22 protein-coding genes are annotated in these 24,169 nt (G+C 56.6%); 17 read left to right on the top strand and 5 right to left on the bottom strand.

Going from position 1 to position 24,169, the window contains the following annotated elements; translation table 11 throughout:
* The first annotated feature begins 57 nt into the window (after window positions 1-57).
* Window positions 58-957: a carboxylate/amino acid/amine transporter gene (locus tag HBA26_RS11205; RefSeq protein WP_126346137.1), complete on the top strand. Its 900-nt coding sequence runs from the start codon at window positions 58-60 to the stop codon at window positions 955-957.
* Here HBA26_RS11205 and metR read toward each other — a convergent pair.
* Window positions 845-1,798 carry an HTH-type transcriptional regulator MetR gene (metR, locus tag HBA26_RS11210; protein ID WP_028014783.1) on the bottom strand — a complete coding sequence of 318 codons (954 nt, stop codon included), beginning with the start codon at window positions 1,796-1,798 and terminating at the stop codon, window positions 845-847. The two genes, HBA26_RS11205 and metR, sit on opposite strands and share 113 nt — an antisense overlap.
* A 115-nt stretch (window positions 1,799-1,913) precedes the next feature.
* Between metR and metE the strand changes: the two genes are divergently transcribed.
* Window positions 1,914-4,175 carry a 5-methyltetrahydropteroyltriglutamate--homocysteine S-methyltransferase gene (gene metE / locus HBA26_RS11215; RefSeq protein ID WP_047366705.1) on the top strand — a complete coding sequence of 754 codons (2,262 nt, stop codon included), beginning with the start codon at window positions 1,914-1,916 and terminating at the stop codon, window positions 4,173-4,175.
* A gap of 43 nt (window positions 4,176-4,218) precedes the next feature.
* Here metE and HBA26_RS11220 read toward each other — a convergent pair whose 3' ends face one another.
* On the bottom strand, window positions 4,219-5,025 hold the full coding sequence (locus tag HBA26_RS11220) for a dienelactone hydrolase family protein (protein ID WP_047366706.1): 807 nt from the start codon (window positions 5,023-5,025) through the stop codon (window positions 4,219-4,221).
* Window positions 5,026-5,280: 255 nt separating this feature from the next.
* On the opposite strand from HBA26_RS11220, the gene udp reads away from it, so the two are divergent.
* From udp to tatD, 9 genes are all read left to right on the top strand, one after another.
* Window positions 5,281-6,042, top strand: a complete 762-nt coding sequence (gene udp, locus HBA26_RS11225; protein ID WP_003860792.1) for a uridine phosphorylase — start codon at window positions 5,281-5,283, stop codon at window positions 6,040-6,042.
* Window positions 6,043-6,181: 139 nt separating this feature from the next.
* The gene (gene rmuC / locus HBA26_RS11230; protein ID WP_166720905.1) at window positions 6,182-7,639 is read left to right on the top strand and encodes a DNA recombination protein RmuC; all 1,458 of its coding nucleotides are present in this window, start codon (window positions 6,182-6,184) and stop codon (window positions 7,637-7,639) included.
* Window positions 7,640-7,705: 66 nt separating this feature from the next.
* Window positions 7,706-8,461: a bifunctional demethylmenaquinone methyltransferase/2-methoxy-6-polyprenyl-1,4-benzoquinol methylase UbiE gene (gene ubiE / locus HBA26_RS11235; protein ID WP_028014779.1), complete on the top strand. Its 756-nt coding sequence runs from the start codon at window positions 7,706-7,708 to the stop codon at window positions 8,459-8,461.
* A gap of 13 nt (window positions 8,462-8,474) precedes the next feature.
* Window positions 8,475-9,080, top strand: a complete 606-nt coding sequence (gene ubiJ / locus HBA26_RS11240; RefSeq protein ID WP_028014778.1) for a ubiquinone biosynthesis protein UbiJ — start codon at window positions 8,475-8,477, stop codon at window positions 9,078-9,080.
* The gene (ubiB, locus tag HBA26_RS11245) at window positions 9,077-10,717 is read left to right on the top strand and encodes a ubiquinone biosynthesis regulatory protein kinase UbiB (protein WP_028014777.1); all 1,641 of its coding nucleotides are present in this window, start codon (window positions 9,077-9,079) and stop codon (window positions 10,715-10,717) included. The genes ubiJ and ubiB overlap by 4 nt, the downstream gene beginning before the upstream one ends.
* A 76-nt stretch (window positions 10,718-10,793) precedes the next feature.
* Window positions 10,794-11,048, top strand: coding sequence for a Sec-independent protein translocase subunit TatA (tatA, locus tag HBA26_RS11250; protein WP_013099238.1), 255 nt, complete (start codon window positions 10,794-10,796; stop codon window positions 11,046-11,048).
* A 3-nt stretch (window positions 11,049-11,051) separates the two neighbouring features.
* The gene (gene tatB / locus HBA26_RS11255; protein ID WP_028014776.1) at window positions 11,052-11,594 is read left to right on the top strand and encodes a Sec-independent protein translocase protein TatB; all 543 of its coding nucleotides are present in this window, start codon (window positions 11,052-11,054) and stop codon (window positions 11,592-11,594) included.
* A 2-nt stretch (window positions 11,595-11,596) separates the two neighbouring features.
* On the top strand, window positions 11,597-12,367 hold the full coding sequence (gene tatC / locus HBA26_RS11260) for a Sec-independent protein translocase subunit TatC (protein WP_028014775.1): 771 nt from the start codon (window positions 11,597-11,599) through the stop codon (window positions 12,365-12,367).
* Between the two features lie 41 nt (window positions 12,368-12,408).
* A complete protein-coding gene (tatD, locus tag HBA26_RS11265) occupies window positions 12,409-13,191 on the top strand; it encodes a 3'-5' ssDNA/RNA exonuclease TatD (protein ID WP_028014774.1) in 783 nt (260 codons plus the stop codon).
* Here the strand turns inward: tatD and rfaH are convergent.
* Window positions 13,188-13,679: a transcription/translation regulatory transformer protein RfaH gene (rfaH, locus tag HBA26_RS11270; protein WP_020882871.1), complete on the bottom strand. Its 492-nt coding sequence runs from the start codon at window positions 13,677-13,679 to the stop codon at window positions 13,188-13,190. The genes tatD and rfaH overlap by 4 nt on opposite strands.
* Window positions 13,680-13,849: 170 nt before the next feature.
* Here rfaH and ubiD point away from each other — a divergent pair, with 170 nt between their 5' ends.
* On the top strand, window positions 13,850-15,343 hold the full coding sequence (ubiD, locus tag HBA26_RS11275; protein WP_028014773.1) for a 4-hydroxy-3-polyprenylbenzoate decarboxylase: 1,494 nt from the start codon (window positions 13,850-13,852) through the stop codon (window positions 15,341-15,343).
* A 42-nt stretch (window positions 15,344-15,385) separates the two neighbouring features.
* On the top strand, window positions 15,386-16,087 hold the full coding sequence (gene fre, locus HBA26_RS11280) for an NAD(P)H-flavin reductase (RefSeq protein ID WP_028014772.1): 702 nt from the start codon (window positions 15,386-15,388) through the stop codon (window positions 16,085-16,087).
* Between the two features lie 182 nt (window positions 16,088-16,269).
* On the opposite strand, the gene fadA is transcribed toward fre, so the two are convergent.
* Both fadA and fadB read right to left on the bottom strand, forming a co-directional pair.
* Window positions 16,270-17,433: an acetyl-CoA C-acyltransferase FadA gene (fadA, locus tag HBA26_RS11285; protein WP_069719852.1), complete on the bottom strand. Its 1,164-nt coding sequence runs from the start codon at window positions 17,431-17,433 to the stop codon at window positions 16,270-16,272.
* A gap of 9 nt (window positions 17,434-17,442) precedes the next feature.
* A complete protein-coding gene (fadB, locus tag HBA26_RS11290; protein ID WP_126346135.1) occupies window positions 17,443-19,632 on the bottom strand; it encodes a fatty acid oxidation complex subunit alpha FadB in 2,190 nt (729 codons plus the stop codon).
* 190 nt (window positions 19,633-19,822) lie between these two features.
* Between fadB and pepQ the strand changes: the two genes are divergently transcribed.
* The 4 genes from pepQ to hemG are packed head-to-tail and all read left to right on the top strand — an operon-like array spanning window position 19,823 to window position 23,816.
* Window positions 19,823-21,154: a Xaa-Pro dipeptidase gene (gene pepQ / locus HBA26_RS11295; RefSeq protein ID WP_028014769.1), complete on the top strand. Its 1,332-nt coding sequence runs from the start codon at window positions 19,823-19,825 to the stop codon at window positions 21,152-21,154.
* Window positions 21,154-21,768: an IMPACT family protein gene (locus HBA26_RS11300; RefSeq protein ID WP_028014768.1), complete on the top strand. Its 615-nt coding sequence runs from the start codon at window positions 21,154-21,156 to the stop codon at window positions 21,766-21,768. The genes pepQ and HBA26_RS11300 overlap by 1 nt, the downstream gene beginning before the upstream one ends.
* A gap of 40 nt (window positions 21,769-21,808) precedes the next feature.
* Window positions 21,809-23,260 (top strand): Trk system potassium transporter TrkH, encoded by a 1,452-nt coding sequence (gene trkH / locus HBA26_RS11305; protein ID WP_013099227.1) that lies wholly within the window; start codon window positions 21,809-21,811, stop codon window positions 23,258-23,260.
* 10 nt (window positions 23,261-23,270) lie between these two features.
* Window positions 23,271-23,816: a menaquinone-dependent protoporphyrinogen IX dehydrogenase gene (hemG, locus tag HBA26_RS11310; RefSeq protein WP_048959733.1), complete on the top strand. Its 546-nt coding sequence runs from the start codon at window positions 23,271-23,273 to the stop codon at window positions 23,814-23,816.
* Window positions 23,817-24,169 lie beyond the last annotated feature (353 nt).

Here is a 24,169-nt window from a genome sequence, read left to right on the forward strand (position 1 = left end):
GTTGTCAACTAAAGAGTTCGCTACAATGCCTGTCCTTCTTTCTGAGAGACAAGCATTGTGGCGCTACTCATTATCACCACTATCCTGTGGGCCTTCTCCTTTAGCCTGATTGGCGAATACCTTGCCGGTTCGGTCGACAGTTACTTCTCGGTGCTGATGCGCGTCGGGCTGGCGGCGCTGGTGTTCCTGCCGTTCCTGCGCACGCGCGGGCAATCGCTGAAAACCATTCTGCTGTACATGCTGGTGGGGGCGATGCAGCTTGGCATCATGTATCTGTTCAGCTTCCGGGCTTACGTCTACCTGTCCGTCTCCGAATTCCTGCTTTTTACCGTGCTGACGCCGCTCTATATCACGCTGATTTACGATCTGCTTAGCAGGCGCCGTCTGCGCTGGGGATATCTGCTAAGCGCCGCGCTGGCGGTTATTGGCGCGGCGATCATTCGCTACGACAAAGTGAGCGATCACTTCTGGACAGGGCTGATGTTCGTCCAGCTTGCCAACATCAGCTTTGCCATTGGTATGGTGGGCTACAAACGCCTGATGGAAACCCGCCCAATGCCGCAGCACAACGCGTTTGCGTGGTTCTATATAGGCGCGGCGATCGTCGCGGTGGCGGCGTGGTTTATGCTCGGCAACCCGCAAAAGCTGCCGACCACCACCGTGCAGTGGAGCGTTCTGGTCTGGCTGGGCGTGGTGGCGTCGGGGCTGGGGTACTTTATGTGGAACTACGGCGCTACGCAGGTAGACGCCGGTACGCTAGGGATCATGAACAACGTGCACGTCCCGGCGGGGCTGCTGGTGAACCTTGCCATCTGGCAGGAACAGCCGCACTGGCCGAGCTTCCTTATTGGGGGGGCGGTGATCCTGGCTTCACTGTGGGTCCATCGCCGCTGGGTCGCTCCGCGCTCCGCACAAACGGAAGATGGTCGCACGCGTGGTTCCGCGCTGAGCGAATAAACGCCTCCGTAACCGGCTGACGCTGCTCGCCATCGCGCACGGCGGCGTACAGCCGGCTCCACAGTCCTTCCCCCAGGGTTTTGGTGACCACCAGACCCTGGCGTTCAAAGCTCTCCACCACCCAGTGCGGCAGCGCCGCGATACCCATGCTGGCCGCCACCATCTGGATCAGCAGCAGGGTGTTATCCACGCTTTTCAGCTGCGGGCTGATGCCTGCCGGCTGCAGGAAATGACGCCAGATATCCAGGCGGCTGCGCTGAACCGGGTAAATCAGCAGCGTTTCTGTCGCCAGATCTTCCGGCGTAATGCGCGTTTTGGCTGCCAGCGGATGGTCCGGCGCCAGCACCAGACGCACCTCAAAATCAAACATCGGCGAATAGTGCAGGCCGCTCCGCGGCAGGATGTCGGACGTCATCACCAGATCCAGCTCGCCCTGCTGGAGCGAGGGCTGCGGGTCGAACGTCACGCCGGATTTAAAGTCCATCTCCACCTGCGGCCACTTCTGGCGAAAGTTCTCAAGCGCGGGGGTCAGCCACTGAATACAGCTGTGGCACTCAATGGCGATCCGCAGTTTGGTCTGCTGCGGCTCGTTACACGCCTGCAGCGCGCTGGCGATCTGCGGCAGTACCTGATTCGCCAGTTGAAGAAGAATTTCACCCTGCGGCGTAAAGCGCAAAGGCTGGCTCTTACGCACAAAAAGACGAAATCCGAGGCGTTGTTCCAGATCGCTGAACTGGTGAGAAAGGGCGGACTGGGTCTGGTGCAGCGTGGCCGCCGCCGCCGCGAGCGAACCGCAGTTCCGCAACGCTTGTAGCGTTTTCAGGTGTTTAATCTCGATCATGAAAGTCCTTCACTCCGCCATGAACATTTTGCGCTTGAGGAATATACAGTACCTGCCAATTATAGATGTGTAAACATCTGGACGTCTAAATAACAAATTTCACAAGGGGCATACCATGACAATCCGCACTCACACTCTCGGTTTTCCTCGCGTTGGCCTGCGTCGCGAGCTGAAAAAAGCGCAAGAAAGCTACTGGGCGGGCAACGCCACCCGTGAAGAACTCCTGGCGGTGGGGCGGGAGCTGCGCGCCCGTCACTGGGATCAGCAAAAACAGGCGGGTATTGACCTGCTGCCGGTGGGCGATTTCGCCTGGTACGACCATGTTCTGACGACCAGCCTGCTGCTGGGCAACGTGCCGGCTCGTCATCAGAACAAAGATGGATCGGTGGATATCGACACCCTGTTCCGCATCGGCCGTGGCCGCGCGCCAACGGGTGAGCCAGCGGCAGCGGCGGAAATGACCAAGTGGTTTAACACCAACTATCACTATATGGTGCCGGAGTTCGTCAAAGGTCAGCAGTTTACGCTGGCCTGGACGCAGCTTCTGGACGAAGTGGATGAAGCACTGGCGCTGGGCCACCAGGTGAAGCCCGTATTGCTGGGGCCGGTAACCTACCTGTGGCTGGGTAAAGTGAAGGGCGAACAATTTGACCGCCTCAGCCTGCTGAACGATATTCTGCCGGTCTATAAGCAGGTGCTGATTGAGCTGGGCAAGCGCGGCATTCAGTGGGTGCAAATCGACGAACCCGCGTTGGTGCTGGAGCTGCCGCAGGAGTGGCTCGATGCCTTCAAACCGGCGTATGACGCGCTCGCCGGACAGGTGAAGCTGCTGCTGACCACCTATTTCGAGGGCGTGACGCCGAACCTCGGCACTATCACCGCGCTGCCGGTTCAGGGCCTGCACGTTGACCTGGTTCACGGTAAGGACGATGTCGCAGAGCTGCACGAGCGCGTGCCTGAGGAGTGGTTACTCTCCGCCGGTCTGGTCAACGGCCGTAACGTCTGGCGCGCCGATCTGACCGAAAAATACGCCCAAATTAAAGACATCGTCGGCAAACGTGAGCTATGGGTGGCTTCATCTTGCTCGCTGCTGCACAGTCCGATCGATCTGAGCGTGGAGACCCGTCTCGACCCTGAAGTGAAAAGCTGGTTTGCCTTCGCCCTGCAAAAATGTGAAGAGCTGGCACTGCTGCGCGACGCGCTCAACAGCGGCGACACGGCGGCGATTACCGACTGGAGCGCACCGATTCAGGCGCGTCGTCACTCGGCTCGCGTGCACAACCCGGCGGTAGAAAAACGTCTGGCGGCCATCACCGCCCGGGACAGCCAGCGTCAGAGCCCGTACGAGGTACGTGCCGAAGCCCAGCGCGCCCGCTTCAATCTTCCCGCGTGGCCGACCACGACCATCGGTTCATTCCCGCAAACTACCGAGATCCGCGGCCTGCGTCTGGACTTCAAAAAGGGCAATCTGGACGCGAATCATTACCGCACCGGCATTGCGGAACACATCAAGCAGGCGATTATCGAGCAGGAACGCCTCGGGCTGGACGTGCTGGTACACGGCGAAGCCGAGCGTAACGACATGGTGGAATACTTCGGTGAACACCTGGACGGCTTCGTCTTTACCCAGAACGGCTGGGTGCAGAGCTACGGCTCCCGCTGCGTGAAGCCGCCGGTGGTCATTGGCGACGTCAGCCGTCCGGAACCGATCACGGTGGAGTGGGCGAAGTACGCCCAGTCCCTGACCGACAAGCCGGTAAAAGGCATGCTGACCGGCCCGGTGACCATTCTCTGCTGGTCGTTCCCGCGCGAAGACGTGACCCGTGAAACCATCGCCAAACAGATCGCCCTGGCGCTGCGTGATGAAGTGGCGGATCTGGAGGCGGCGGGGATTGGCATCATCCAGATTGACGAACCGGCGCTGCGCGAAGGTTTGCCGCTGCGCCGCAGCGACTGGGATGCTTACCTGCAGTGGGGCGTGGAAGCATTCCGCATCAACGCCGCAGTGGCGAAGGACGACACCCAGATCCACACCCATATGTGTTACTGCGAATTTAATGACATCATGGATTCGATTGCCGCGCTGGATGCAGACGTGATCACCATCGAGACCTCGCGTTCAGACATGGAGCTGCTGGAGTCGTTTGAAGAGTTCGACTACCCGAACGAAATTGGGCCGGGCGTATATGACATTCACTCCCCGAACGTGCCGAGCGTGGAGTGGATTGAAGCGCTGCTGAGGAAAGCTGCCCAGCGTATCCCGGCAGAACGCCTGTGGGTAAACCCGGACTGCGGCCTGAAAACCCGCGGCTGGCCGGAGACACGTGCGGCGCTCGCCAACATGGTGAAGGCGGCGCAGAATTTGCGTCAGGCTTGATGACACGCAGGCCCGGTAAGGCGCAGTCGCCACCGGGCTTTTTTTATGCTTTCTTCCCACCGTACTGGCTAAACCATGCCAGCATTCTCTGCCAGCCATCTTTCGCGGATTCCGCGTGATAGCTCGGACGATAATCGGCATTAAACGCGTGTCCGGCATCGGGATACACCACGATTTCGGCCTTCGCGTTCGCCGCCCGCAGCGCGTGGCGCATCGTCTCGACGGTATCAAGCGGAATGCCGGTATCCTGGCCACCATATAGCCCTAACACCGGGGCATTGAGATCGGTAGCGATATCAACCGGATGCTTCGGTGAGTTCAGCGTCTTTTCGCCCACCAGTTTGCCGTACCAGGCAACGGCGGCTTTCAGCTGCGGGTTATGCGCGGCATACAGCCAGCTAATGCGTCCACCCCAGCAGAAACCGGTGACCATTAAGCGGTGCGGGTCGCCGCCGTTGCGCGCCGCCCAGCTGGCGACGTGGTCTAGGTCTGCCAGCACCTGCGCGTCCGGCACTTTGCTGACCAGGTTGCTGAAGAGCGTCGGGATATCACTGTAGTCATTCGGATCGCCCTGACGGAAGTAGAGCTCTGGCGCAACGGCCAGATAACCCTCCAGCGCCAGGCGGCGGCAGAGGTCGCGAATATGTTCGTGAACGCCGAAAATCTCCTGAACCACAATCACGATGGGCAGCGGGCCGTCTGCTGACTTTGGCCGCGCGTGATATGCAGGCATATTTTCCCCCTGAGAGGGGATGGAGGTCTCGCCTGCCGTAATGGCCTCTTCTGAGGTTGAGACGATAGTTGAAGCATGCGGAGCCGCAGCAGGTGCAAATCCGGTTTTTTCAGTCATGGCATTCTCCGTACCAATGAGTTAGCGCAAAGGTAAATATAGACACCAGGTTAACAACTCACAGTGCCTTAAACGGTCTATCTTTTGTGCAGCACCCGACGATATAACTTGTTAATGTGATGTGAATCACTTTTTGATGGAAATTCAATGCAATCATTTTCATTCATGGTGAGATGCGTCACGAAATTATGCTTACCGCTTCTGTAAAGTACCGTTTTACTTCTTCTGACTAACCGACCCACAGAGGAGTCACCTATGTCTAAGTCTGATGTTTTTCATCTCGGCCTCACTAAAAACGATTTACAAGGGGCTACGCTCGCTATCGTCCCTGGCGACCCAGAGCGTGTGGAAAAGATCGCCGCGCTGATGGATAAGCCGGTCAAGCTGGCTGCCCATCGTGAATTCACCACCTGGCGCGCAGAGCTGGATGGCAAAGCGGTGATTGTGTGCTCTACCGGTATCGGTGGCCCGTCTACCTCTATTGCCGTGGAAGAGCTGGCGCAGCTGGGCATTCGTACTTTCCTGCGTATCGGCACCACCGGCGCGATTCAGCCGCACATTAACGTCGGCGACGTGCTGGTGACGACCGCATCCGTGCGTCTGGACGGCGCAAGCCTGCACTTTGCACCGATGGAATTCCCGGCAGTGGCTGACTTCGAGTGCACCACCGCGCTGGTTGAAGCGGCGAAATCCGTGGGCGCAACCACTCACGTGGGCGTAACTGCCTCTTCTGATACCTTCTATCCGGGCCAGGAGCGTTACGACACCTTCTCAGGCCGCGTGGTGAGCCGCTTCAAAGGCTCAATGGAAGAGTGGCAGTCTATGGGCGTGATGAACTACGAGATGGAATCCGCAACGCTGCTGACCATGTGCGCAAGCCAGGGTCTGCGTGCCGGTATGGTGGCGGGCGTTATCGTCAACCGTACCCAGCAGGAGATCCCGAACGCCGAAACCATGAAGCAGACCGAAAGTCACGCGGTGAAAATCGTGGTTGAAGCGGCTCGCCGCCTGATCTAGTCCTCCTCTCTGAGATAAAAGGCCGACGCGTTCGGCCTTTATTTTTTGCGTAGCGCCTCGCAGGAAAACCCTTTCAAACTGGACGTTTATACAGCACAATCTTATTTTGTGCGGGTAATACGTTGATGCAGGGGGCGTTGTGGATATCTCAATCCTGATTTATGCGGTAATTGCGCTGGCTGGCGTGGCGATAGGCTGGCTGATATCCAGCTATCAGCATGCACAGCAGAAGGCCGAGCAGTTGGCTGAACGCGAAGAGATCGTCGCCGATTTAAGCGCCGCAAAACAACAGCTTGCGCTGACCGACCACTGGCGCGACGAGTGTGAACTGCTCAATAACGAACTGCGTAACCTGCGCGACATCAACACCTCGCTGGAGGCCGATCTCCGCGAAGTGACTACCCGCCTTGAATCCACCCAGCTGCATGCCGAAGACAAAATCCGCCAGATGATCAACAGCGAGCAGCGCCTCAGCGAACAGTTCGAGAACCTCGCCAACCGCATTTTCGAGCACAGCAACCGCCGCGTTGATGAGCAAAATCGCCAGAGCCTGAACAGCCTGCTGACGCCGCTGCGCGAACAGCTGGACGGCTTTCGCCGTCAGGTACAGGACAGCTTTGGTCAGGAAGCCCGCGAACGCCACACGCTGGCGCATGAGATCCGCAATCTTCAACAGCTGAATGCCCAGATGGCGCAGGAGGCGGTCAACCTGACGCGGGCGCTGAAAGGCGATAACAAAACCCAGGGTAACTGGGGGGAAGTGGTGCTCACCCGCGTGCTGGAGGCCTCTGGCCTGCGGGAAGGGTATGAATACGAAACGCAGGTGAGTATCGAAAACGATGCCCGCTCGCGAATGCAGCCGGATGTGATTGTGCGTCTGCCGCAGGGCAAAGATGTGGTCATTGACGCCAAAATGACGCTGGTGGCCTATGAGCGCTACTTCAACGCTGAAGATGACTATACGCGCGAATCGGCGCTGCAGGAGCACATTGCCTCCGTGCGTAACCATATTCGCCTGCTGGGCAGAAAAGATTATCAGCAGCTGCTGGGGCTGCGCTCGCTGGACTACGTGCTGATGTTTATCCCGGTCGAACCCGCGTTTTTGCTGGCGCTCGACAGACAGCCCGAGCTGATCACCGAAGCGCTGAAAAATAACATTATGCTGGTCAGCCCCACCACGCTGCTGGTGGCCTTACGCACCATTGCGAACCTGTGGCGCTATGAGCACCAGAGCCGTAACGCGCAGCAGATTGCCGACCGCGCCAGCAAGCTGTACGACAAAATGCGCCTCTTCGTGGACGATATGTCCTCCGTCGGGCAAAGCCTGGATCGTGCGCAGGATAACTACCGCCAGGCGATGAAAAAGCTCTCCTCCGGGCGTGGCAACCTGCTTGCGCAGGCTGAAGCATTCCGCAGCCTGGGAGTGGAGGTTAAACGCGAGATTAATCCGGAATTGGTCGAACAGGCGACAGCCCAGGACGAAGAGTTCCGACTGCGTGAGGGCGGGGATGAACAAAATACCCCCAACCAGGACAACGATTTAGCGGCGGATTTATCGCCAGACGAGCAGCCAGCGCGTTTCTTTCGCGGTGGTTGAATCGTAGGGCAATTGCGCCCAATCTGTTACACTTCACGAACATTTGACTGATTAGCAGGCTCTGAGATGGTTGACGATTCACAAGACACGACGCACTTTGGCTTTCAGACTGTAGCCAAAGCGCAGAAAGCTGACATGGTGGCCCACGTATTTCATTCCGTGGCGGCGAAGTACGATGTGATGAATGACTTGATGTCGTTCGGCATTCATCGCTTGTGGAAGCGCTTCACCATCGACTGCAGCGGTGTGCGTCGTGGACAAACGGTTCTCGATCTGGCTGGCGGTACGGGCGATCTGACGGCGAAATTCTCCCGTCTGGTGGGCGAAACCGGTCGCGTTGTACTGGCTGATATTAATGACTCCATGCTTAAAATGGGACGCGAAAAACTGCGTAACATCGGCGTGGTGGGTAATGTGGAATACGTGCAGGCCAACGCCGAAGCGCTGCCGTTCCCGGACAATACTTTTGACTGCATCACGATTTCCTTCGGTCTGCGTAACGTCACCGATAAAGAAAAAGCGCTGCGTTCCATGTACCGCGTGCTGAAGCCGGGTGGACGCCTGCTGGTGCTCGAGTTCTCTAAACCGATTATCGACCCGCTGAGCAAAGCCTACGACGCCTATTCCTTCCACGTGCTGCCGCGTATTGGCGAACTGGTGGCAAACGACGCGGAAAGCTATCGCTATCTGGCGGAATCAATTCGCATGCATCCGGATCAGGACACCTTAAAAGCCATGATGCAGGATGCGGAATTTGAGAACGTTGAGTACTTCAACATGACGGCGGGTGTCGTCGCGCTGCATCGCGGTTACAAATTCTGAGTGGAGGTGTCCCGTGCCCTTTAAACCCTTAGTCACCGCAGGCATCGAGAATGTGCTGAATGCCTTCCTGTATCGCGCTCCGGCGCTGAAAGCCGCACGTCAGCGGCTAAACGGGAAGGTACTGCGCATTGTGTTAAAAGAGTTCTCGACGCCGCTCGTGCTGGTTTTCAGCGAACGTCAGCTTGACGTTCTGGGTGAGTGGGAAGGTGAAGCTGATTGCTCGGTCATTACCCATATGAGCGTGCTGCCAAAACTGCGCGATCGCCAGCAATTAACGGCGCTTATCCGCAGCGGTGAGCTGGAAGTGGAAGGCGACATCCAGGTCGTGCAGAACTTCGTTGCGCTCAGCGATCTGGCTGAGTTTGACCCGGCAGAGCTGCTGGCGCCTTTTATTGGCGACATTGCCGCTGAAGGGATCGGGAAAGTTATTCATGGCGGCACGGCATTCCTGCGCAAAAATCTGCAACGCCAACAGCGTTATGCCGCAGAAGTGCTGACCGAAGAGTGGCGCATGGCGCCCGGGCCGCTGGAAGTTGCGTGGTTCGCAGAAGAGACGGCCGCGGTTGAACGTGCGGTTGATGCCCTAAGCAAACGGCTGGAAAAACTGGAGGGCAAATGACGCCTGGTGAAATTCGGCGCCTCTATTTTATCATCCACACCTTTTTGAGTTACGGGCTCGACGAGCTCATCCCCAAAATGCGTATCACGCTGCCGCTCAGGATCTGGCGGCGGACGCTGTTCTGGATGCCAAATCGCCATAAAGGTCAGCCGCTGGGTGAACGCCTGCGTCTGGCGCTGCAGGAGCTCGGCCCGGTATGGATTAAGTTCGGACAGATGCTCTCAACTCGCCGCGATCTCTTCCCGCCGCACATTGCCGATGAACTGGCGATGCTGCAGGACCGTGTCGCCCCGTTTGACGGGGTGAGAGCGAAGAAACAGATCGAGGAGGCGATGGGTAACCTTCCCGTTGAAACCTGGTTTGACGATTTCGAAATAGAACCGCTGGCGTCGGCTTCTATCGCTCAGGTGCATACTGCACGTCTGAAAGAGAACGGTAAAGAGGTGGTGATCAAGGTGATCCGCCCGGATATCCTGCCGATTATCAAAGCCGACATGAAGCTAATTTATCGTCTGGCGCGCTGGGTTCCGCGTCTGCTGCCGGACGGCCGTCGACTGCGCCCGATGGAAGTGGTGCGGGAATATGAAAAAACGCTGATTGATGAGCTTAATCTGCTGCGTGAATCGGCAAACGCCATTCAGCTGCGCCGCAATTTTGAAAACAGCCCGATGCTCTACGTGCCTGAAGTCTATTCTGACTATTGCAGCCAGAACATGATGGTCATGGAGCGCATCTACGGTATTCCGGTTTCGGATGTGGTGGCCCTGGAGAAGCAGGGAACGAACATGAAGCTGCTGGCCGAACGTGGCGTGCAGGTCTTCTTTACCCAGGTATTCCGCGACAGTTTTTTCCATGCGGACATGCATCCGGGCAATATCTTCGTGAGCTATGAGCATCCTGAGGATCCGAAATACATCGGTATCGACTGCGGAATTGTGGGCTCGCTGAATAAAGAAGATAAACGTTATCTGGCTGAGAACTTCATCGCTTTCTTCAACCGCGACTACCGTAAGGTGGCCGAGCTGCATGTGGATTCCGGCTGGGTTCCGCCAGACACCAACGTCGAAGAGTTCGAGTTTGCTATCCGTACCGTTTGCGAACCGATTTTTGAAAAACCGCTGGCAGAGATCTCTTTTGGACACGTGCTGTTAAACCTGTTCAATACGGCCCGCCGCTTTAATATGGAAGTTCAGCCACAGTTAGTTTTACTTCAGAAAACATTACTTTACGTTGAGGGTGTAGGTCGACAACTCTATCCTCAGTTAGACTTGTGGAAGACGGCTAAACCTTTCCTGGAATCCTGGATTAAGGATCAGGTTGGCCTTCCAGCGCTGGTGCGTTCGCTGAAAGAGAAAGGACCGTTCTGGATCGAAAAAATGCCTGAAATTCCTGAACTGGTTTACGACAGTTTGCGTCAGAGCAAGAATCTTCAGCACAGCATGGATAAAATCGCCCGCGAGCTTCAGTCCAGCCGTGTGCGCCAGGGACAGTCACGCTACCTCTTTGGCATTGGCGCAACGCTGCTGCTGAGCGGTACGTTGCTGCTGATCAACCGTCCTGACTGGCAGATGATGCCCGCCTGGCTGATGGCTGGCGGGGTTGTTGTCTGGCTTGCAGGATGGAGAAAAACGCGCTGAGTTTGCATCGCCATCGACAGGTCGCATACGTATAATGCGACCTGACCAATTAATCATCTATCCCTGAGGAATATGTATGGGTGGTATCAGTATCTGGCAATTAGTCATTATTGCCGTCATCGTTGTGCTGCTGTTTGGCACCAAAAAGCTCGGTTCTATTGGTTCCGATCTGGGCGCGTCTATCAAAGGCTTCAAGAAAGCAATGAGCGATGATGAGAGCAAGCAGGATAAAACCAGCCAGGACGCTGACTTTACTGCTAAATCCATCTCCGATAAGCAAGAAGATGCCAAAAAGGAAGACGCTAAACGCCACGATAAAGAGCAGGTGTAAGTCGTGTTCGACATTGGTTTTAGTGAGCTGCTGCTGGTCTTTGTGATTGGTCTGATCGTGCTGGGACCGCAGCGTCTGCCGGTAGCGGTGAAAACCGTCGTGGGCTGGGTTCGAGCGCTAAGATCGCTGGCTTCGACCGTTCAGAACGAGCTGGCGCAGGAACTTAAGCTGCAGGAGTTTCAGGAAAGCCTGAAAAAGGTTGAGAAGGCGAGCATGGATAACCTGACGCCTGAACTGAAAGCCTCAATGGATGAGCTGCGCGAAGCGGCGGAATCCATGAAGCGCTCTTACAGCGTTAACGATCCTGAAAAAGCGAGCGATGAAGCGAACACTATTCATAACCCGGTGGTGAAGGACAGCGAAGCGCAGCGTGAGGGCGTGACGCCAGCGAGTGCGGAGCACCAGGCCGCAGCGCCTGAACAAACGCCGCAGGAAACTGAACTGAAAAAACAGGCGCAGCCGGAAGAGCCGGTGGTAAAAGCGGCTGAAGCGAAACCCGCCGCGCCCGTTTCCGAATCATCCCCCTCGTCGAGTGATAAAGCGTAACTATGGCAGTAGATGATACTCAACCGCTTATTACGCACCTTATTGAGCTGCGTAAGCGCCTGTTAAACTGCATTATTGCGGTATTCCTCATATTCCTGTGCCTGGTCTATTTCGCCAACGATATTTATCAGGTGGTTTCTGCGCCGCTGATCAAGCAGATGCCGCTGGGGGCAACGATGATTGCAACAGACGTTGCATCACCGTTTTTCACCCCGATTAAGCTCACCTTCTGGGTGTCGTTGATTGCGTCTGCACCCGTCATCCTTTATCAGGTATGGGCATTTGTGGCGCCAGCACTGTACAGGCACGAACGTAAACTGGTGATCCCGCTGCTGGTCTCCAGTTCGCTGCTGTTCTATATCGGCATGGCGTTTGCCTACTTCGTTGTCTTCCCGCTGGCCTTTGGCTTCCTGACGCATACCGCGCCGGAAGGGGTTCAGGTATCGACGGATATCGCCAGCTACCTCAGCTTTGTGATGGCGCTGTTTATGGCGTTCGGTGTGGCGTTTGAAGTGCCGGTGGCCATTGTGCTGCTCTGCTGGGTTGGGGTAACCACCCCTGATGACCTGCGTAAGAAGCGTCCCTATATTCTGGTGGGCGCCTTCGTAGTCGGCATGCTGCTGACGCCGCCGGACGTCTTCTCACAAACGCTGCTGGCAATACCGATGTACTGCCTGTTTGAGGTTGGCGTATTCTTCTCGCGTTTCTACGTGGGAAAAGGACGCCGGTCGGACGATGAAGACGATGCGTCCGAAAAGACCACTGAAGAGTAAAACCAGCCGCCCGTCAGGGCGGTTGTTCTATGGGGAATCGCATGTTTGATATCGGACTCAACCTGACCAGCTCGCAGTTTGCGAAAGATCGTGACGAGGTGGTTGCGCGGGCTTTTGAGGCTGGCGTAAAAGGGCTGCTCCTGACCGGGACCAACCTGCATGAGAGCGAGCAGGCGCTGCTGTTGGCGCAACGCTATCAACACTGCTGGTCAACCGCAGGTGTCCACCCTCATGACAGCAGCCAGTGGACGGCGGAGAGCGCAGAAACCCTGCGCACGCTGGCAAAAACGGCAGAGGTGGTGGCTATTGGCGAGTGCGGGCTCGATTTTAACCGCAACTTCTCCACGCCTGAAGAACAGGAAAAGGCGTTCACTGCCCAGCTTGCGCTGGCGGCAGAGCTTGAAATGCCCGTCTTTATGCACTGTCGCGACGCGCATGAACGTTTTCTCGCACTGCTGGACCCGTGGCTGGATAAACTGCCCGGCGCAGTGCTCCACTGCTTCACCGGGTCTCGCCAGGAAGCGCTGGATTGCCTGAACCGCGGTTTGTATCTGGGGATCACCGGTTGGGTGTGTGATGAGCGCCGCGGGCTTGAGCTTCGCGAGCTGCTGCCGATAATCCCGGCAGACCGTTTGCTACTTGAAACCGATGCGCCATACCTGCTGCCGCGAGATATGAAGCCCAAACCGGCATCGCGGCGAAACGAGCCCGCCTTGCTGGGGCACATTGTTGAGCGCGTAGCGCACTGGCGCGGAGAGGATCCGCACTGGCTTTCCGCGCAGACGGATGACAACGTGCGTCGCCTGTTCGGGATAAACGTTTAAACTTTGCGGAAGTCGGTGTTTTTCACGCTCTGCAGCACCTGCTTGTTCAGCAGATTGAGCAACAGCATGGAGCGCGCTTCACCGTCCGGCTCGGCGAAAATCGCCTGCAGGCCTTCGAATGCGCCTTCGGTAATGACGACGCTATCGCCCGCGTAAGGGGTTTCCGGGTCGGTGATCCCTTCAGGCTGTTGATAAACAGACAGCTGATGAATGACGGTCGACGGAACGGTTGCCGGGTGGGCACCAAAACGAACGAAGTGGCTGACGCCGCGCGTTGCGCTGATGGTAGTGGTGTGGATCACCTCGGGGTCGAACTCCACGAACAGATAGTTCGGGAATAAAGGCTCACTAACGGTTGTGCGCTTCCCGCGCTGCATTTTTTCAAGCGTGATCACGGGTGTCAGACAATTTACAGACTGACGTTCAAGATGTTCCTGCGCGCGCTGAAGTTGCCCGCGTTTGCAATACAGTAAATACCAGGCCTGCATAATCACTCTTTCCCTTAGTTCGGGGCGCAAGCATATCAAAACCCTGGAGGGATCGCTAAGTTGATTATAATGGGGGAAATTCGAACACAGCGGATAAGTTCACGCTAATTTAACAAAATTACAGCATCAAGCAGGCTTACGCCGTATAATGAAGCGCTTACAGAGAGGCCATGACTAACTGCATGAAATACCACGATCTCCGCGACTTCCTGACGCTGCTGGAAAAGCAGGGTGAACTTAAACGCATTACACTTCCTGTTGATCCTTATCTGGAAATGACAGAAATTGCTGACCGCACCCTGCGTGCCGGTGGCCCTGCATTACTGTTTGAAAATCCAAAAGGTTACTCAATGCCGGTGCTGTGCAACCTGTTTGGCACCCCGCGTCGTGTCGCGCTGGGAATGGGGCAGGAAGACGTTACCGCGCTGCGTGAAGTGGGTAAACTGCTGGCATTTCTGAAAGAGCCTGAGCCACCGAAAGGTTTCCGCGATCTGTTCGATAAGCTGCCGCAGTTTAAGCAGGTGTTGAACATGCCCACCAAACGCCTGCGCGGCGCGCCGTGTCAGCAGAAAGTGCTGGAAGGCGATGCGGTGGATCTCACCAAAATTCCTATCATGCAGTGCTGGCCTGAAGATGCTGCGCCGCTGATCACCTGGGGCCTGACCGTGACGCGCGGACCGCATAAAGAGCGGCAAAACCTCGGTATTTATCGCCAGCAGCTGATTGGCAAGAATAAGCTCATCATGCGCTGGCTGTCGCACCGCGGCGGCGCGCTGGATTTCCAGGAGTGGTGTGCTGCACATCCGGGTGAACGGTTCCCGGTGTCTGTCGCGTTAGGTGCCGATCCGGCCACCATTCTGGGGGCGGTCACGCCCGTACCGGATACGCTCTCTGAATATGCGTTTGCTGGCCTGCTGCGCGGGACTAAAACCGAGGTCGTGAAGTGTATCTCCAACGATCTCGAAGTGCCGGCCAGCGCCGAAATTGTGCTGGAAGGTTACATTGAGCAGGGTGAAATGGCGCCAGAAGGTCCATACGGCGACCACACCGGCTATTACAACGAAGTGGATAACTTCCCGGTGTTTACCGTCACGCATGTTACTCAGCGTGAAGATGCGATTTATCACTCCACCTATACTGGCCGCCCACCGGATGAACCGGCGGTGCTCGGCGTGGCGCTGAACGAAGTATTTGTGCCGATCCTGCAAAAGCAGTTCCCGGAAATCGTTGATTTTTATCTGCCGCCTGAAGGATGCTCGTATCGCATGGCGGTGGTCACGATGAAGAAGCAGTATCCCGGACATGCTAAACGCGTGATGATGGGCGTATGGTCTTTCCTGCGCCAGTTTATGTATACCAAATTTGTTATTGTCTGCGATGATGACGTTAACGCCCGTGACTGGAACGACGTTATCTGGGCGATAACCACGCGAATGGATCCTGCGCGTGATACGGTGTTAGTCGAAAATACGCCGATAGATTATCTGGATTTTGCCTCGCCGGTTTCCGGTCTTGGCTCAAAGATGGGACTGGATGCCACAAATAAATGGCCTGGCGAAACCGACCGTGAATGGGGTCGCCCGATCAAAAAAGATCCTGCTGTGACCGCGCGAATTGACGCGATCTGGGACGAACTGGCCATAATGAATAACGGTAAACCCTGAGCTGACCGTTAAGCCCTATAGACTTCCCGACAGAGAGAGCGAATGACAACCTTAAGCTGTAAAGTGACGTCGGTAGATGCTATTACCGACACCGTATACCGCGTCCGTTTGGTTCCTGAAGCGGCATTCTCATTCCGTGCCGGCCAGTACCTGATGGTGGTGATGGATGAGCGTGATAAGCGTCCTTTCTCTATGGCCTCTACGCCAGCAGAGCAGGAATTTATTGAGCTGCATATTGGTGCGTCTGAGCTTAACCTGTACGCGATGGCCGTGATGGACCGCATCCTGAAAGAGCGTGAGATTGTGGTCGACATTCCTCACGGCGATGCGTGGTTGCGTGATGACGAAGACCGTCCGCTGATTCTGATCGCGGGCGGTACGGGCTTCTCCTATGTGCGCTCTATTCTGTTGACCGCGCTGGCGCGTAATCCAGACCGTGACATCACTATCTACTGGGGCGGCCGCGAAGAGAAGCACCTGTACGACCTGTCTGAACTGGAAGCGCTGAGCGTTAACCATCCTAACCTGCGCATTGAGCCAGTGGTCGAGCAGCCGGAAGAGGGCTGGCGTGGACGTAGCGGGACGGTGCTGACGGCGGTACTGCAGGATCACGGCACGCTGGCGGGACATGATATCTACATTGCAGGCCGTTTCGAGATGGCGAAAATTGCCCGCGACCTGTTCTGTAACGAACGCGATGCGCGTGAAGATCGCCTGTTTGGCGATGCGTTTGCCTTCATTTAAATAAAAAACCCGCCCCTGACAGGCGGGAAGAACGGCAACTAAACTGTCTCTCTTCGCCAATGACGCCATAACTGCGTTGGCTGCGCTCGGTCACCCGAATCACTTACTAATGTAAGCTCATCGGGATTCGCTCGCTTGCCGCCTTGTTCTGACGTCATTGGCTTTGAGATACTTTTCCTTACTTACACTCTCTCAAACACCGTCGCGATACCCTGACCCAGGCCGATACACATCGTTGCCAGACCAAACTGGGCATCTTTGCGTTCCATCAGGTTAATCAGCGTCGTGCTGATACGCGCCCCGGAACAGCCCAGCGGGTGACCGAGGGCGATCGCGCCGCCGTTGAGGTTAATCTTCTCGTCGATCTGCTCCATCAGCCCCAGATCTTTAATGCACGGCAGGATCTGCGCGGCAAACGCTTCGTTCATCTCGAACAGATCGATATCGCTGGCAGTTAAGCCCGCTTTTTTCAGCGCCAGCTTCGAGGCCGGAACCGGGCCGTAACCCATGATTGAAGGATCGCAGCCCACCACCGCCATCGAACGCACGCGAGCGCGTGGCGTCAGGCCCAATTCGCGGGCGCGGCTTTCGCTCATTACCAGCATCGCGGCGGCACCGTCGGACAGCGCCGACGACGTCCCTGCCGTTACCGTACCGGTGACCGGATCAAATGCCGGACGCAGGGTAGAAAGCGCTTCGACCGTCGTTTCCGGGCGAATGACTTCGTCGTGGCTGAACTGCTTCAGTACGCCGTCTGCATCGTGGCCCCCGGTCGGGATGATCTCATTCTTGAAGGCACCGGACTGCGTGGCGGCCCAGGCGCGGGCGTGAGAGCGCGCGGCAAAAGCATCCTGCATTTCACGACTGATGCCGTGCAGGCGGGAGAGCATCTCGGCGGTCAGGCCCATCATGCCTGCGGCTTTCGCCACGTTGCGGCTCATGCCCGGATGGAAATCGACCCCGTGGCTCATCGGCACGTGGCCCATGTGTTCAACGCCGCCGACCAGACAGGCCTGCGCATCGCCGGTCATGATCATGCGCGCCGCGTCGTGCAGGGCCTGCATCGACGAACCGCACAGGCGGTTGACGGTGACCGCCGGAACCGAATGTGGGATCTCCGCCAGCAGCGACGCGTTGCGGGCGATGTTGAAGCCCTGCTCCAGCGTTTGCTGCACGCAGCCCCAGTAGATATCGTCGAGCGCTGCTGGGTCCAGCGCCGGGTTACGCGCCAGCAGGCTACGCATCAGGTGCGCGGAGAGGTCTTCCGCGCGCACGTTACGGAACGCACCGCCTTTTGAACGGCCCATCGGGGTGCGAATCGCATCAACAATGACAACCTTTTCCATTGTGACTCCTTAAGCCGTTTTCAGCGCGCCAACCGGACGGGCTGGCTCAACTGCTGGATAGTAGGGTTCGTTATGGCGCGCTTTGTTACGCAGCCCTTCCGGCACTTCATAAAGCGGACCGAGGTGCTGATACTGCTGCGCCATATCGAGATAGCGGGCGCTGCCGAGCGTATCCAGCCAGCGGAACGCGCCGCCGTGGAACGGAGGGAAGCCCAGGCCATATACCAACGCCATATCCGCTTCTGCCGGGCTGGCGATAATGCCTTCTTCCAGGCAACGGACCACTTCGTTGATCATAGGAATCATCATGCGGGCAATAATTTCGTCGTCGGTGAAGTCGCGTTTCGGCTGGCATACCTCGGCCAGCAGGCCATCCACCGCCGCATCTTCTTCTTTCTTCGGTTTGCCTTTGCTGTCTTCTTTATAACGCCAGAAGCCCAGGCCGTTTTTCTGTCCGAAGCGGTTGGCGTCAAAGAGGGCGTCAATGGCATCGCGATAATCTTTCTGCATGCGCTGCGGGAAGCCCGCCGCCATGACGGCCTGCGCGTGGTGGGCGGTATCAATGCCGACGACGTCCAGCAGATACGCCGGGCCCATCGGCCAGCCGAACTGTTTTTCCATTACTTTGTCGATTTTGCGGAAGTCCGCGCCGTCGCGCAGTAGTTGGCTGAAGCCGGCGAAGTACGGGAACAGCACGCGGTTGACGAAGAAGCCTGGGCAGTCATTAACGACGATCGGCGTTTTACCCATCTTGCTTGCCCACGCCACGACTTTAGCGATGGTTTCGTCAGAGGTTTTTTCCCCACGGATCACTTCGACCAGTGGCATACGGTGTACCGGGTTGAAGAAGTGCATTCCGCAGAAGTTTTCCGGACGCTTCAGCACGCTCGCCAGTTCGCTGATGGGGATGGTGGAGGTGTTTGAGGCCAGGACGGCGTCCGGGCGAACCTTGTCTTCCGTTTCCGCCAGCACCGCTTTTTTGACTTTCGGGTTCTCAACGACCGCTTCAACCACCACGTCCACACGGTCGAAACCGCTGTATTCCAGCACAGGCTGGATGGTTGAGATCACCCCTGCGAGCTTCAGCCCGTCAATTTTTCCGCGCTCAAGCTGTTTATTCAGCAGCTTGGCGGCTTCGGTCATGCCCAGCGTCAGAGATTTCTCGTTGATGTCTTTCATCACTACCGGCACGCCTTTCCAGGCCGACTGGTAAGCGATGCCGCCGCCCATAATACCGGCGCCGAGTACCGCCGCCTGTTTTGGCGTCTCAACGTTTTTGGTCAGCTGTTTGGCTTTGCCCTTCACGAACTGATCGTTGAGGAAGATGCCAACCAGCGCGCGGGCTTCATTGGTGTGCGCCAGCGGAACAAAGCTCTGGTTTTCCAGCTTCAGGGCTTCGTCGCGGCCAAAGCGGGCTGCCGCTTCAATGGTTTTCACCGCCGTGATTGGCGCCGGGTAGTGTTTACCCGCCGTCTGCATCACCATGCCTTTGGCGATGGTGAAGCTCATGGTGGCTTCAATCTTGCTGAGCTTTAACGGCTCCAGCTTCGGCTGACGTTTGGCCTTCCAGTCGAGGTCGCCGTTAATCGCCTGACGCAGAATAGCGAGTGCACCTTCAACCAGCTTCTCTGGTTTCACGACGCCGTCGACCAGGCCGATTTTCTGCGCCTGTTCTGCACCCACGTCTTTACCGGCGGCAATGATTTCCAGGGCGCTGTCGGCGCCCAGCATGCGCGGCATACGCACGGAACCGCCAAAGCCCGGCATGATGCCCAGCTTGGTTTCCGGCAGGCCGATACGCAGGTCCGGGGTCGCCAGACGGTAGTCGGTCGCCAGCACGCACTCGCAGCCGCCGCCCAGCGCGTAGCCGTTCACGGCAGAGATCGTTGGAACAGGCAGATCTTCCAGACGATTAAAGACGCTGTTGGCAAAGTGCAGCCACTGGCTCAGCTGTTCTTCCGGAACCTGGAACAGCGAAAGGAATTCGGTGATATCGGCACCGACAATAAAGGCCGCTTTGTTAGAACGCAGCAGCAGCCCTTTTAATTCAGATTGCTTTTCAAGTACTTCCAGCGCCTGGCCAAGACTGGCCACCGTCGCGGTATCAAGCTTATTCACTGAGCCGGGGGCATCGAACACCAGTTCGGCAATGCCATCTTCCAGCCAGTTGAGGTACAGGGTGTCGCCTTTGTAAAGCATGTCAGTCTCCTGAATCCAGCAAGTGGATCTGGTCATACCAGATGAGACGGAGTGTGGAATTTATGTTAATAAAATGCAAATTACTCATTAAGAAATTGCTGCGTTGATCACGGTCGGTGGAAATCACGCAGCCGGAGTGAGGTGTGCTAAGATGCGATGACTTGAGGTCAAAAAAACGAAAGGAAGAATGATGGACTCACTGGCTTCGCTTTATAAAAATCATATCGTTACCCTACAGGAACGTACCCGCGATGTACTGGCCCGCTTCAAGCTGGATGCTCTTCTGATCCACTCCGGCGAGCTGATGAATACTTTTCTTGATGACCACGCCTATCCGTTTAAGGTTAACCCGCAGTTTAAAGCCTGGGTGCCGGTGACACAGGTTCCGAATTGCTGGCTGCTGGTGGACGGCGTCAACAAGCCGAAACTGTGGTTCTACCTGCCGGTTGATTACTGGCACAACGTCGAACCGCTGCCGACCTCTTTCTGGACCGAAGAAATTGAGGTGATCGCCCTGCCAAAAGCGGACGGCATTGGCAGCCAACTGCCAGCGGCGCGCGGCAACATCGGCTACATTGGCCCTGTACCTGAACGTGCGCTCGGTCTGGATATTCCGGCAGACAAGCTCAATCCGAAAGGCGTGCTGGATTACCTGCACTATTACCGCGCGTATAAAACCGACTATGAACTCTACTGCATGCGTGAAGCGCAAAAAACGGCGGTGAATGGCCACCGCGCCGCGCACGAAGCGTTCCAGTCAGGCATGAGCGAGTTCGACATCAACCTGGCCTACCTGACCGCAACCGGTCATCGTGACACCGACGTACCGTACAGCAACATCGTCGCGCTGAATGAGCATGCGTCTGTTCTCCACTACACCAAACTGGATCATCAGGTTCCGTCTGAGATGCGCAGCTTCCTGCTGGACGCAGGCGCAGAGTACAACGGCTATGCGGCCGATCTGACCCGCACCTGGGCGGCGAATGCGGATACCGATTTTGCGCAGCTTATTAAGGACGTAAACGACGAACAGCTGGCGCTGATTGGCACCATGAAGGCCGGAACCAGCTACGTGGATTACCACATCCAGTTCCATCAGCGCATTGCCAAACTGCTGCGTAAGCATCAGATTGTGAAAGACATGAGCGAAGAGGCGATGGTCGAAAACGACCTGACCGGACCGTTCATGCCGCACGGTATCGGCCACCCGCTGGGCCTGCAGGTTCACGACGTTGCGGGCTTCATGCAGGATGATACCGGTACGCACCTGGCGGCACCGTCTAAATATCCTTACCTGCGCTGCACCCGTATTCTTGAGCCGCGCATGGTATTGACCATCGAGCCGGGGATCTACTTTATTGAATCCCTGCTGGCGCCGTGGCGTGAAGGGCAGTTCAGCAAGCACTTCAACTGGGAAAAAATCGACGCGCTGAAACCGTTTGGCGGCATTCGTATCGAAGATAACGTGGTGGTTCACGAGAACGGTATCGAGAATATGACGCGAGACCTGAAGCTGGCCTGATGGAAAGCTGGCTAATACCGGCTGAACCGGTCACCTTTGTTGAGGAAATCAAGAAAAGCCGCTTTATTACGCTGCTTGCGCACACCGACGGCGTAGAGGCGGCGAAAGCGTTTGTCGAGTCCGTTCGCGCGGAGCACCCTGACGCACGTCACCACTGCGTGGCGTGGGTGGCAGGGCCACCGGACGATTCGCAACAGCTCGGTTTTTCAGACGACGGTGAACCGGCGGGCACAGCCGGTAAACCCATGCTCTCCCAGCTGATGGGCAGCGGCGTGGGTGAAATTACCGCCGTGGTGGTGCGCTACTACGGCGGCATCCTGTTGGGCACGGGCGGGCTGGTTAAAGCGTATGGCGGTGGCGTTCAGCAGGCACTGAATATCCTGAAGACCACCCGCAAAACGCCGCTCACCGAATATACTTTATTGTGCGATTACGCTCAGCTATCGGGCATTGAAACACTGCTCAAACAATTTAACGGCGTGATTGCGCACAGTGATTACCAGGCAATGGTGCAATTGCGCGTGGCGCTTCCTCAGGCAGAACTGGCTGCTTTTTCAGCAAAACTGGCTGATTTCAGTCGCGGTTCGTTGCAATTGCTGCCGATTGAAGAATAATCCCCACCTCACTTTTTGAATACCAAAGGAAGCGGCAGAGATGCATTTTCGTGCCATAACCCGAATCGTTGGACTGCTGGTCATACTCTTTTCGGGGACGATGATTCTCCCTGGACTGGTGGCGCTTATCTACCGGGACGGCGCGGGGCGGGCTTTTACCCAGACCTTCTTTGTCGCGCTGGCGATCGGCTCGCTGCTGTGGTGGCCGAACCGTCGTCAGAAAGGTGAGCTGAAATCTCGCGAAGGCTTTCTGATTGTGGTCCTGTTCTGGACGGTGCTGGGAAGCGTCGGTTCGCTGCCCTTTATCTTCTCTGAACAGCCTAACCTCAGCATCACGGATGCCTTTTTTGAATCGTTTTCCGGTTTAACGACCACCGGTGCGACGACGCTGGTGGGGCTGGATTCGTTACCCCACGCTATTCTCTTTTATCGCCAGATGCTGCAGTGGTTCGGGGGGATGGGGATTATCGTCCTGGCAGTGGCCATCCTGCCGATTCTGGGTGTCGGGGGGATGCAGCTGTACAGGGCTGAAATGCCGGGGCCGCTGAAAGACAACAAGATGCGTCCGCGTATTGCCGAGACGGCGAAAACCCTGTGGCTGATTTATGTTCTGCTGACGGTAGCCTGCGCGCTGGCGCTGTGGTTTGCCGGGATGCCTGCGTTTGATGCTATCGGGCACAGCTTCGCGACGATTGCCATTGGCGGGTTCTCCACTCACGATGCCAGCGTGGGGTACTTCGACAGCCCAACGATTAACACCATCATTGCGATTTTCCTGCTGATCTCCGGCTGTAACTACGGCCTGCACTTCTCTTTACTGAGCGGACGTAGTCTGAAGGTGTACTGGCGCGATCCTGAGTTTCGCATGTTCATTGGCGTCCAGCTTACCCTGGTCGTCATCTGCACCCTGGTGCTGTGGTTCCATGATGTTTACAACTCGGCGCTGACCACGCTCAATCAGGCGTTTTTCCAGGTGGTGTCGATGGCGACGACCGCCGGGTTTACCACGGACAGCATCGCGCGCTGGCCGCTGTTCCTGCCGGTACTTCTGTTGTGCTCCGCGTTTATCGGCGGCTGCGCCGGGTCGACAGGCGGTGGTCTGAAGGTGATTCGTATTCTGCTGCTGTTCAAGCAGGGGAACCGTGAGCTGAAGCGTCTGGTCCACCCGAATGCGGTCTACAGCATTAAGCTGGGGAACCGCGCGCTGCCGGAACGTATCCTCGAAGCGGTGTGGGGGTTCTTCTCGGCGTATGCGCTGGTCTTTATCGTCAGCATGCTGGCGATCATCGCGACGGGAGTGGATGATTTCTCCGCTTTTGCGTCCGTCGTCGCAACACTAAACAACCTCGGGCCTGGCCTGGGGGTTGTGGCGGATAACTTTGCCAGCATGAACCCGGTTGCGAAATGGATCCTTATTGCCAATATGCTGTTTGGTCGTCTTGAGGTCTTTACGCTGCTGGTACTGTTCACCCCAACATTCTGGCGCGAATAAGGAGCCGTTGATGAAAACACTGATTCTTTTCTCTACGCGAGACGGACAAACGCGTGAGATTGCCGCGTATCTGGCGTCGGAATTAAAAGAGCTGGGCATTTACTCGGATGTGGTGAACCTGAATCGCGCGGAGGAGATTGCCTGGCAGGAGTACGATCGCGTGGTGATTGGCGCCTCCATTCGTTACGGACACTTCCATCCGGCGCTGGATCGCTTTGTGAAAAAGCATACGGCGGTACTCAACACATTGCCGGGCGCGTTTTACTCGGTCAATCTGGTTGCCCGTAAAGCTGAGAAGCGTACGCCGCAGACCAACAGCTACACGCGCAAGTTTTTGCTCAGCTCGCCGTGGCAACCGGATCTGTGCGCCGTCTTTGCCGGTGCGCTGCGCTATCCTCGCTACCGCTGGTATGACCGCTTCATGATTCGCCTGATAATGAAGATGACGGGTGGCGAAACCGATACGCGTAAAGAAGTGGTTTATACCGACTGGTCGCAGGTGGCCAGTTTTGCGCGGGAAATTGCCCATTTAGCGGGCGATTCGCGACTTAAATAAGCGTTAAGTTTGAAAAGTGAGCGAACGAAAAGTTTTTTGTATTTTGTGCTTGTCACTTCAGAATAACTCCCTATAATGCGCCTCCACTGACACGGAACAACGGCACACACGCCGCCGGGTCAGCAGAGAAAAGCAAAATAAATGCTTGACTCTGAAGCGGGAAAGCGTAATATGCACACCCCGCGCCGCAGCGAAAACGAAGCGGCACTGCTCTTTAACAATTTATCAGACAATCTGTGTGGGCACTCAAAGTGACATGGATTCTTAACGTCGCAAGACGAAAAATGAATACCAAGTCTCTGAGTGAACATGCGTAATTCATTACGAAGTTTAATTCACGAGCATCAAACTTA

It is taken from the genome of Enterobacter sp. 725m/11 (assembly GCF_011683705.1).
Lineage (GTDB): Bacteria > Pseudomonadota > Gammaproteobacteria > Enterobacterales > Enterobacteriaceae > Enterobacter > Enterobacter bugandensis.